At 47.8% G+C, this 13,049-nt stretch carries 1 protein-coding gene; it reads right to left on the bottom strand.

The genetic code is table 11. From position 1 onward, the window contains the following. Window positions 1–176 precede the first annotated feature (176 nt). Complete coding sequence (locus L4B77_RS09365) at window positions 177–12,956, bottom strand: tandem-95 repeat protein (protein ID WP_429750008.1); 12,780 nt, start codon at window positions 12,954–12,956, stop codon at window positions 177–179. Window positions 12,957–13,049: the final 93 nt, after the last annotated feature.

Below are 13,049 nucleotides of genomic sequence, written 5' to 3'. Positions count from 1 at the left end.
TTAACTCTCTCTTATAGTAACTAAGAACATTCTTGTGGATTCTCAAGTTTTTTGAAGCCAAAGAATGAATCTCAGCGACAAATAACAAAGCCATGCAAAGGTCACTCTACATGGCTTTGCTCAGGGCAACGTTACGCTGCCCTATCTACTTGTCGGTTTAGACTAAAACTAAGCCCTTAAATCGAGCTTTGGTCGAAGTCGTTGCCTTGGTCGGTTCCAGTTTGAGAATCTGAATCGAAACTTCCAGAGTCGTCCGTGAAGTCAACACCTTGATCTTGACCACCTGAACTTGTCCAGTCGCTGCCACCAGATTCCATACCCGCCATGTCTGGTTGCTGCTCTTGCGTAGAACCTTGCATGGTGTATTGATCATCGACCTCAACTTCAACAGAACCGCTAGCACCGTCTATTGAGCTACCCAGTTCGTCGTAACCTTGGAATTGGATCTCGCTCGTACCTTGGTACCCTTCTGGAAGTTCAACGGATACAGGCTGCTCTAGGTTGCCACTGATTGTGAAGCTACCATCCCCGTTATCCAGCGCGTTGCTCACCGTCGCACCCTCAGGTAAGCCAGACATATCAACGTAATCAACCGATTCGTTACCACTCACCTCATCTGGAATCGAGATAGAGATGGTATCCCCCGGTGCTGCTGTGATATCTGCTGGGCTGTCTTCCATAACCGTTTCTGTCTCTTGAGCTTGGTCATCAACTTGTTGAGCCACTTGCACTTGTTGCTCTTCTGTTGCTTGAACAGCTTGGACTTGTGGTTCATCACCTTGTACTGAAACATCGGCTACTTGGATGCTTACGCTGTGACTTGATACTTCACCGCCGTTGTTGACTTCAACATTCATCGCTAAATTGCCATCGAAGTCTTCGTTCGGCCAGTAAGTCCACTCACCTTCACCTGACTCGGCAAAGAAGCCAGCATCGTTCGCGTCTGCAACATCAACAACTTGTGCAGAATCACTCACACCTAACTCATCCACTAGCTGTGCATCCGTGATAGTTAGTGAACCATCATCAGCTAAGGTATAACCTTCGCTCGCCGCTGCTTCATCGCCACTTTGGATATCCACATTGAAGAAGCTTTCGATGCGATTTTCGCCATCGGTCGCGATAAACCCAATTTGAACATCGCCGGTGTAGTCTTCAGCAGGTGTGAATTGATAATGACCTTGGTTATCGCTTTCAATGACGCCCTGACCTTCCATCAAGCTTACTGACTCAATGCTCAAGCTATCGCCTTCTGCATCGCTCAGGTTCGCTAACATGTCTTCATCGGAGAACGACAAGGTGGCATCCGCTGCGATTTCCGTCGTCGTAATGCTGTTAACTTCTGGTGCTGCATTCTCTTGTGAGTCGCCTTCTTTGACGACGACGCCTGTTTGCTCATCATGAAGTACGCCATCTTTATCCACCACGTAAGCGATGTCTGCTTCACCCGTAAAGCCAGGAGCGGGTGTGAAGGTCCAAGTGCCATCGCCATTATCGACAATCTCACCTTGGCTGCGGTCAGCAAGATGAACCAGTTTCACTTCATCATCGCTGCCTGCATCCACATTCTCAGCCAATCCGATTAGGTCGTCCGCTGTTAGGATGATGGAATCACCCGCCACAGTTTCGAAATCACCCGTATCGATGCCATCTTCAAACGCTTCCGGCTCATCTCCGTAATCAACCGTTGTTGCACTTACGGTTACAAAGAACTCACCATGGAAATTCTCAGGCGGCGTCATTTGAATGTTTGAGATATCCCAATCGAACAAGTCTATGTATTGACCCGGTTCGGTGATCATCACAGTATTCACACCATCGGTTACCTCGAATCCAACAGGGAAACCTGTCATCACCAAGTTACTCAGTGTTTCTGAATCATCGACTAAGCCAACGTTCAGTCCCAAGTGACCGGTTTCATCTTCACCGAACACTAATGGACCGTCATGGTCAGTTGAAATAACCGCACCATCTGCGACAGAACGTACGAACACAGGAACATCAAGAACCGTTTCAAACTCACCGTCACTCACGACAACTTGTAGGTCAGAAACCCCTGCGAAGTCGCCTGTTGGCGTGAATGTCCAAGTTCCATCACCGTTGTCCGTTACTTCGCCACCATCTTCACCGTCTGCGGTAATAATGCGTGAAACCACAAGATCAGCGGTATCAATGTCACCAAACAAGTTCATCAAGTCGCCAGCATCGAAGGTGAACGCGCCATCTTCGTTGGTGGTCATCATTGCGTTGCCGACGTTAAACGGTGCGTCGTTAACCGGAATGACATCCACATTCAGCGAGCCATCAACCACTTCTTCACCGTCAGTCGCTTGATAACCCAGTTCGACTAAGCCATTGAAGTCTTGCGTCGTCACTAAGTGATACATGCCGTCTGGTTGCTGAGTTAAGGTCGCGTTCGCTGGTGCTCGTACTGTGATGCTCTCGATGCTGATCTCGTCGCCATCAAGGTCTGTGACTTGACCCGCGATGTAAGCTGGGTCAATCACCATGACCACATCTTCTTCGCCTTGCATTTCAATGGTTGGCGCTTCAGGTGCATCATTCACTGGCGTAACATCGATGTTGCCGTCGACTGCAATAGTCTCTTGGCCATCGCTAACGTTAAACGTCATTGGCACATCGCCATTAAAGTTTTCGTTAGGCGTAAATGACCAAGTACCGTCTTCGTTATCTAGCAACTCACCCAAGCTAGGGTCGATTTGTAGACCCGAAGCTGACAGCTCGTCGGCGGTGTTATCGATGTCGGTCGCTTGAGCTAACAACATGTCTTGTGTGATAAGGATGGTGCTGTCTTCGGCCGTGGTTAGTTTCACATCCTCAGATTCAGGTCCATCGTTGACAGCCAGAACTTGGATACCTGCCGTTGTTGTTGCAGTCGAACCGTCATCATCGGTCACAACCACATCTAGGTTGATGTCGCCGTTAAAGTTTTCGTTTGGTGCGAACGTTACCGAACCATCTTCATTTTGAACCAAGATACCATCTGCACCTGAGTAGCTCACGCTATCAAGCGACACTTCACCGTCCACATCGGAGCTATTAGCAATCAACTGCTCAGGGCTCAATGTGATGGTGCCATCTTCGTTCATTTGGTAAGACGTTGCGCCTGCCACTGGTGCATCGTTAACGTCTGTTACCGTTACGTCGATGTTAGCATCGACTGTCTCAGTGCCATCAGTCACTGTGAAGCCAAGGTTGACATCGCCATTGAAGTTCTCGTTCGGTGCAAAGGTGTAAGTGCCGTCACCGTTGTCGGTGAACACACCCTCTGCGCCCGTGTAAGACACGTCGGCAACTGAAAGCTCATCACCATCAATATCAGAAGCACCCGCTAGCAGTTGCTCGTCTGTAAAGGTCAATGAACCGTCTTCTTCAATGGTGTAAGCGACATCTTCTACCACCGCGATGTCATTCACTGGGTTAACGGTTAGGTCTACGCCGGCTTGGACTGTCTCGATACCGTCTGAAACATCGAAGCTTAGGTCTATGTCGCCGTTGAAGTCAGCATCCGGAGTGATAGTAAATGAACCATCATCGTTTGCCGTAACCGTCGCATTATCACCCGCGGTCAGGTTGGCAGCGATAAGATCATCGCCGTCCACATCCGATGCTTGAGCAAGCAGTTGCTCTTGGCTTAGCGTGATTGAACCATCTTCATCCACTGAGTAAGCCAAGTCACCTGATACTGGTGGATCGTTGACTGCGATAACATCAATACCCGCAGTCGTTTGATCGGTTGCACCGTCTTCATCTGCAACGGTGACATCTAAGCTGACATTACCGTTGAAGTTTTCATTTGGTGCGAAGCTGTAAGTACCATCACCATTGTCAGTGAAGATACCGTCTGCGCCTGAGTAGGAAACGTCGCTAACGGATACATCACCTTCAATGTCTGAGCTGTTCGCAAGAAGCTGCGCTTCATTGATGGTAATCACGTTATCTTCGTCAACGCTGTAAGTCGTTGAACCTGCAACTGGCAAGTCATTAACAGCAATGACGTCGATACCTGCGGTTGTTTCAGCGGTTGCGCCATCTTCATCCATAACAGAAACATCAAGACTGATGTCACCGTTAAAGTTTTCGTTTGGCGCAAAGGTGTAAGTACCATCACCATTATCAGTGAATACACCATCAGTGCCGCTGTAGCTTACATCGCTGACAAACACTTCCCCTTCAACATCCGAGCTATTCGCCAGAAGTTGTGCATCGCTTAGGGTGATACTGCCATCTTCTTCAACGCTGTAAGTTGTAGCACCCGCTACCGGTACGTCATTGATTGGAACAACTTGAACATCAATATTCGCCGATACAACATCAGTACCATCACTCACATCGTAAGTTAGGTCGACGTTGCCATTGAAGTTCTCGTTTGGCGCAAAGGTGTAAGTACCATCGCCATTATCCGTGAACACACCGTCTGTGCCTTCGTAGTTAACCGACTCGACAGAAAGATCATCGCCGTCAATATCCGTTGCACCAGCCAAGAGCTGTTCATCAGTAAAGGTCAACGAACCATCTTCATTAATGGTGTAGTTGTGGTCGTAAATAACAGAAAGGTCGTTAACTGCTGTTACGGTCACATCCAGTTCCGCTGGAGTAACCCCACCGTTACCATCGTCCACGTTGTAACTAATCGAGAATTCACCATTGAAGTTCTCTTCCGGTGTAATGGTGTAAGTACCATCACCATTGTCAGTGATAAACGCATTCTCAATTGAGATGTCTCCAACACTTGGTTCGTTACCCCCCGTATCACCAGAGTCATCACCTTCATCGCCGGTTAGCAATTCAGAGATATCAATGCCGTTTTCATTCGCTAACGCTTCTTCTGCCGTTGGCAAATCGAACGCGTTTTGAGTGCCGACATCTTGGCTCGGGACAATGATGCCATTCACGAGATCGAATACATGCCAGTGGTCACCTGATGGGTTATCAGATAAATCTGGGCTGAAGGTTTCAACCAATGTATCGCCTACAAACACTTGAACTCGTACATCTTCAACACCCTCTACATCCCAACTTCTGTCGGTGTAGTTGTGTACTGAATAGTGCATGTCAGCGTCTTGGTAGTTTGGAATGGTGATGGTTTCAGGACCGCCACCATTTGTGTCATCAACATCTTGCTGAACGACATTACCTTCGCCCAAATCGTGGCTCATGTCGCGGTAGTTAATATGGTCTAGCTCATTGCCATTCTCTGTATCGTATAGCCATAAGTGGTTATCCATATCTCGAGGGTTTTCACCCCAAGTCACCACGATACGCATATCGGTTTCCTCAAGTACTTCCGATATAGCGGTTACGCCACCATTCACATCTTCGCCCGCAGGGACAAGGAAGCTACTGGTAATTGAACCATCTTGCTCAATGGTTACCGTACCTTGGTCAACGACTGAACCTGCAACAGAGTAGTTTCCTGAATCATCCGTTACTGTGGTATAGCTATTGCCAGCACTGTCGGTCAAGGTGACTTCCGCACCAGACACTGGATTACTGGTTTCAGCATCCAACACTGTACCGGTTACGGTTGTTTCATCGCCCTGCTCTCCAATAATTGCGGTCATGTCATCGTCTTCGATGTCAGTCGCGAATTGTAGGAGCTCTTCTTGAGTAATGGTGTATGAACCATCTTCTTCAATGGTTATCGCCACATCAGCAGAAACAATTGGTGCGTCGTTAACTGGGTCAACGGTTAAGCCTAAGTTAGCGGCAATTGGAGTGTCGCCATCGCTGATGCTGTAGGCAACATCAATGTAGCCATTAAAGTTTTCGCTTGGAGTGATTGAGAACGTGCCATCGCCATTATCGACAATCGTTGCATCGTCACCCACTAAGGTTAAGTCGGAAGCGACAAGGTCATCGCCCTCAATATCAGCGGCATTCGCAAGTAGCTGTTCCTGCGTGATAGTGATGACGTTGTCTTCATCAACGTTCGCGTAAACATCAGATGTCGTTGGTAAGTCATTGACTGGGTTTACCGTCAGATCGGCGTTCGCCACAATCGACGCAGTGCCGTCGGAAATATCGAAGCTTAGGTCGATGTCGCCGTTGAAGTCAGCATCAGGAGTGATAGTAAATGAACCATCATCGTTTGCCGTAACCGTCGCATTATCACCCGCGGTTAGGTTGGCAGCGGTCAGATCATCGCCGTCCACATCCGATGCTTGAGCCAGCAGTTGCTCTTGGCTTAGCGTGATTGAACCATCTTCATCCACTGAGTAAGCCAAGTCACCCGATACTGGTGGATCGTTCTCAGGCGTCACGCTCACATCAATGTTGGCTTGAACGGTATCCGTACCATCTGACACATCAAAGCTGAAGTTCACATCACCATTGAAGTTCTCGTTCGGTGCAAAGGTGTAAGTGCCATCGCCATTGTCGGTGAACACCCCCTCTGCGCCCGTGTATGTCACACCTTCGACTGTTAGGTCATCACCTTCAACATCCGTTGCCCCCGTTAACAGGTCAGCGTCAGTGAAGTTAAGCACCCCATCTTCACCAATAGTGAATGCTTGGTCTTGCGGCTCTGGCGCATCATTGACAGGTGTTACCGTCAAGTCTAGACCAGCAGCAACCCTATCTTCCCCATCGGTGACATCGTAACTAAATTCGATATTACCGTTGAAGTTTTCACTCGGTATGATGGTGAAACTGCCATCGTCGTTCATTTGAACGGTCGCATTTTCATCATTAGTGGTTAGGTTGATTGCAGATAGATCATCACCATCAATGTCGACAGCATGTTCTAGCAACTGCTCTTGAGTTAGCGTGATGCTGTTATCTTCGGCTGTCACGACACTAATATCACCGTCAACGTCTGGAGCATCGTTCGCTGGCGAGATGTGAATCGTCACATCTTGTGTTGCCGTTGCGGTGGTGCCCGTATCAACATCCGTCGATGTCGCATTAACGGTTAGAACCACATCCCCATTGAAGTCAACTGAAGGGATAAACTCTAGCCCTTCTAGCTCGTCAGGTTGCAATGACCAAGTGCCATCACCGTTATCAGTACCTGCAGAAAATGAGCTGCCTTCTGGCACATCTTCAATCAAGATAGCGAGGTTTTCTGAGCCATCGGTATCGGTTAGAGCGGCATCAATATCAAGTGGTACAGGTGTATCTTCAGTACCAATGATTTGGTAATCCGCGTCAGATACGGTAATTTCGATGTTATCGATACCAAACGACTCGTCACTAACCTCTTGATTCAATGTTGAACCAAAGCCTAATTCAAGTTGGCCGTCTTCAACGGATACCGTTAGGTTGATTTGGTGTGCTTGGTCGTTCCAACCACTGAAACCTTCACCTTGCGATACGCCGTGAACGACTTCACCGACTTCATTGCCCGCTGAATCGTACAACGTTGTCGTGCCATCTTCGGTACGGAACGCTGAGTTATCTAACGAGGTAAGCTCTTCACCACCGACAAAGATTTGGAACGACTCACCATCCCAAGAGTCAATTTCGTAGAAGTTGAACGAGATATTAACTTCGCTCACATCACTTGGAATATCGTAAGTTTTGCTTACGGCCTCCTCGCCACCGGTGCCACCAATACGACCTAGCATGTCACCAGATTCGAAGCCTTGTGAGCTTTCAGTACCAGTATTCCAACCGTTTGAGCCAGACTCGAAGTTGTCTGAAGCAATCACTAGGTCAGAAGCAATCGACAGCTCTGGCATATCAACCACAGATTGAACATCAATGGTCGCTTCTGCTGGTACTGTCGCGGTACCGTCATTCACATCGAAGGTCACATTTACATTGCCGTCGAAGTTTTGATTCGGTGCGAATGTGTAAGTGCCGTCGCCGTTATCAACCAAAGTCCCGCTATCTGAAGCGACATTTTCAACCGATAGGTTATCGCCATCAATGTCGCCTGCATTTTGCAGAAGTTGCTCTTGTGTGAAGGTAAAGCTGGTGTCTTCTTGAGTCACAAATTGTGGATCACCGACTGTTGGCAAGTCATTAACTGGGTTAACCGTTAGGTCAGCCGTTGCTTGAAGCGTCGCATCGCCATCGGTAATGTCGAAGTTCAAATCAATGTCGCCATTGAAGTTAGCATCTGGCGTGATAGTGAAACTACCATCATCGTTTGCTGTAACTGTCGCATCACCACTAACGGTTAGGTTAGCCGCGGTTAAGTCATCGCCGTCAACATCACTCGCTTGAGCAAGTAATTGCTCTTGGCTCAAGATAATTGAGCCATCTTCGTCCACGCTGTACGCCAAGTCGCCCGATACCGGAGCGTCGTTAACAGGCAGAACATCGATGCTTGCGTTGGTCGCTACGGTTGCGCCATCTTCATCAGTAACGACAACATCAAGGCTGACATCGCCATCGAAGTTAGCGTTTGGTGCGAAGCTGAATGTGCCGTCACCATTGTCGGTAAAGATACCGTCTGAACCTGTGTAGTTAACGCTATCAATCGCCACTTCACCTTCGATATCTGAAGCGTTCGCCAACAGTTGCTCTGAACTGATGGTGATCACTTCGTCTTCGTTGACTGAGTAGCTGGTTGAGCCTGCGATTGGTGGATCGTTCACCTCAAGTACAGTAATGCCCGCGGTGGTCGCTTCTGTTGCGCCCTCTTCATCGGTAACGACAACATCAAGGCTAACTTCTCCGTTAAAGTTTTCGTTTGGTGAGAAGGTATACGTGCCGTCACCATTGTCTTCAAAGACACCGTCTGTGCCAGAGTAAGTCACGCTATCAACGGCAACATCACCTTCAATATCCGAAGAGTTAGCTAGAAGCTGCTCATCGCTGATGGTAATTGAGTTGTCTTCATGAACTGTGTAAGACGTGCTACCCGCAACAGGCGGATCGTTCTCTGGTGTCACGCTGACATCAATAACAGCGGATGTTGAATCAGTACCATCAGAGACATCGAACGAGAATTGAACATCACCATTGAAGTTCTCGTTTGGCGCGAAGCTGTATGTGCCATCGCCATTATCGCTAAGAACACCATCTGCACCTGTGTAGAGCACGTTTTCAATCGACAGCTCGTCACCATCAATATCCGACGCTCCTGCAAGCAGGTCAGCATCGGTGAAGAGTAACGTACCGTCTTCTTCAATCGTGAACTGTTGATCTTGCGCTTGTGGCAAGTCATTAACCGGATTCACGGTAATGTCTAGGCCAACTTGAACTGAACCACCATCGTTATCGATGATATCGAAGTTCAGATCTAGGTCACCGTTGTAATCTGCGTTTGGTGTGATAGTGTAGCTGCCATCATCATTGTGTTGGATGGTCGCATTTTCATCAGTAGATAGATTGATAGCTTCTAAGTTGTCGCTATCGATATCACCGGCTCGTGCTAGCAATTGCTCTTGGCTTAGCGTGATGGAGCTATCTTCATTGATGGTGTAAGCCAAATCGCCCGATACTGGCGCATCATTGATTGGCAATACATCAACGTTAATGACGGTTTCAACTGTTGCGCCATCTTCATCTTGAATGGTCACACCCAATTGCACCTGACCATTGAAGTTTTCGTTGGGTGCAAAGCTATATGTCCCATCACCATTTACAACGAAGATACCGTCTGAGCCATCGTAGTTAATGCCAACCAGCTCTACATCGCCTTCGACATCCGAAGCATTCACAAGAATCTGAGATTCACTGAACGTCAGAACCGAATCTTCGTCAATGGTGTATGACGTTGGACCCGCAACCGGTGGATCATTCACTTCTAGTACGGTGATGCCCGCAGTGGTTTCATCAATCGAACCGTCTTCATCGGCAACAATAACGTCAAGGCTAATATCACCGCTGAAGTTTTCGTTAGGAAGGAAGGTATAGCTGCCATCGCCGTTATCTTGGAACACACCATCAGTGCCACTGTAAGTCACAGTATCAACCGACACGGCACCTTCAACGTCAGAAGAGTTTGCTAGCAGTTGCTCATCAGATATTGTGATGGCGTTGTCTTCGTTGACCATGTACGAGGTTGAACCCGCAACTGGCGGATCGTTCTCAGGCGTCACACTCACATCGATGTTAGCGCTGACGGTTTCTGTGCCATCAGACACATCGAAACTGAAGTTCACATCGCCATTGAAGTTTTCATTTGGCGCAAAGGTATAAGTACCATCACCGTGGTCGGTCAGTACGCCATCACCACCTGTATAGTTAATACCTTCAACGGTTAAGTCGTCGCCATCAATATCGGTGGCACCGGTAAGTAAGTCGGCATCTGTAAATTGCAGCGTACCGTCTTCTGCGATACTGAACTGTTGATCTTGAGGTACTGGCAAGTCATTGACTGGGTTAACAGTAAGATCGGCGGTTGCTTGTACCGTGTCAGTACCATCAGTGATATTGAATTGAATATCAATGTCACCATTGAAGTTCGCATCTGGAACGATGGTAAAGCTACCATCTTCATTGGCGGTTACTGTTGCGTTACCATCTACCGTTAAGTCGCTTGCGGTTAGGTCTTCACCTTCAACATCGGACGCTTGAGACAACAGCTGATCTTGGCTCAGTGTGATTGAACCGTCTTCGTTAACGTTGTAAGCCAAATCACCGGATACTGGCGCATCATTGATTGGTAATACGTCAACATTGATGACGGTTTCAACCTCTGCACCGTCTTCATCACGAATGGTGACATCAAGCTGAACTTGGCCATTAAAGTTCTCATTTGGAGCGAAGCTGCAAGTGCCATCACCATTTACTGAGAAGATGCCATCAAGGCCATCGTAACTAATACCAACTAGCTCAACATCCCCTTCTACATCTGAGGCATTAAGCAACACTTGAGACTCACTGAAGGTCAGTACTGAGTCTTCATCAATGGTGTAAGACGTTGGGCCTGCAACCGGCGGATCGTTCACTTCAAGAACATTGATGCCCGCAGTCGTCGCGTCGGTAGCACCATCTTCATCAGCAACAACCACATCCAGTGCAATTTCACCGCTGAAGTTCTCATTTGGCGAGAAGGTGTAAGTGCCGTTACCATTGATTTCAAGGACACCGTCGCTACCAGAGTAAGTCACGCTGTCTATCGATACATCACCTTCAATATCTGAAGATGTTGCCAATAGTTGTGCATCAGAAATAGTAATCGAGTTATCTTCATTTACGGTGTAAGAAGTAGAGCCCGCAACTGGAGGATCATTTTCCGGAGTCACGCTAACATCAATGTTTGCAGACACGGTATCGGTACCGTCTGACACATCGAAGCTAAAGCTCACATCACCATTAAAGTTTTCGTTTGGCGCAAAGCTATATGAGCCCTCACCCAAGTCAGTCAGTACGCCATCAGTGCCTTCATAAGTGATGCCTTCAACCGTTAGGTTATCACCTTCAATGTCCGTTGCGCCTGTTAATAGATCAGCATCAGTAAAGATAAGTGTGCCATCTTCTTCCACGCTGAACTGTTGATCTTGAGGGACTGGCAGGTCATTAACTGGGTTAACGGTTAGGTCAGCTGATGCTTGAACCGTATTGGTGCCATCTGAGATATCGAAACTGATATCGATGTCACCGTTGAAGTTCTCATCTGGCGTGATGGTGAAGCTGCCGTCATCGTTAGCTACAACCGTTGCATCACCACCAACCGTTAGGCCGCTAGCCGTAAGGTCATCGCCCTCTACGTCAGAGGCTTGAGAAAGCAATTGCTCTTGGCTTAGACGAATCGAACCGTCTTCATCGATTGAGTACGCTAGGTCACCCGATACTGGCGCATCATCAACCGCAGTAACACTCACATCGATGTTTGCTGATACTGTATCGGTACCGTCTGAGACATCGAAACCAAAGTTTACGTCGCCATTGAAGTTTTCATTCGGAGCAAAGGTGTAAGTACCATTACCGTTATCAGTAAGAATACCGTCGCCGCCATCGTAGGTCACACCTTCAACCGTTAGGTTGTCGCCTTCAATGTCGGTCGCACCGGTTAATAGGTCGGCGTCGGTAAAGATTAACGTGCCATCTTCTTCAATTTCAAACGTTTTATCTTCAGGAACAGGCGCGTCATTAATCGGACGTACCGTTAAATCAATTGCGCTACTAATCGTTTCTTGGCCGTCACTGATGTCGAAAGTAAGGTCAAGTTCACCATTAAAGTCAGCTGAAGGAACAACGGTGAAAGTACCATCACCATTGTCTTGAACGGTTGCATCAGCACCGACTTGAACATTAGAAGCAACAAGTTCATCCCCATCTACATCACTTGCGTATTCGAGTAATTGTTCTTGAGTGAATGTTATGGAACCATCTTCATCCATGATGTAAGCCAGATCTTGTTCAGCTTCTGGTGCATCGTTTTCGCTTTCGACTTGGATTTTGAACGTTTCACTTACCGTTTCAGAATCAAAGTCATCTTCTACTTCACTGATGGTCTCTTCGTCAGAAGCTTGAACATCAACTGCAAATGTCTCTTCTACTGTTTGTGAATCGAGCTCATCACCGACTTGTTGGTCACCCAACTCAGAAGAAGTCGCACTCGGCGCTGCAGACGTACTCACAGCTTGACCTTGCTCGTCATTACCTTCTGCGTCTGCGCCACCTGTCGCAGCCTCTGTGTTATCACCCCCAACAGCTTGAGCTCCCGCACCAGAGCCACCATCACTACCACCTGTCCCCTCATCACCCGCATCCGAAACAGTACTATCAACAACGTTTGATTGGGCAACATCCGAATCGCTACCACTTTCCGGAGTTTCCTCCTGCACAGCACCACCAGACGCCGACTCATCCTCGGCATTACCTGCACCACTCGGATTGTCGTCTAAGGCTTGGTTAACTTCGTCTGCTGCATCCGTGTTTTCAGCACCTGTCGCTATTGTTGTGGAAATTGTATTTTGTTGATTTTGTTGATTCTGCTGTTGGGAGAGCGTACCCGCGTCGTTCGTGTCCGTTTGTTCTACCGCGTCATTTAGATCTTCATTTTGGTTGTTTTGGTTATTTTCGCCTGCCATTACAGCCTCCGTTGCTACTAGCTAACTGATCGTATTTAGAAGCATTAAAGGACACCATTTTGAAAAACCAAATTTTTATACAACATTTTTCAT

It is taken from the genome of Vibrio minamisatsumaniensis (assembly GCF_050337445.1).
GTDB classification, from domain to species: domain Bacteria; phylum Pseudomonadota; class Gammaproteobacteria; order Enterobacterales; family Vibrionaceae; genus Vibrio; species Vibrio artabrorum.
The sequence above is the reverse complement of the archived record's forward strand: the minus strand, read 5'-3'. Positions and strand labels throughout refer to the sequence as shown.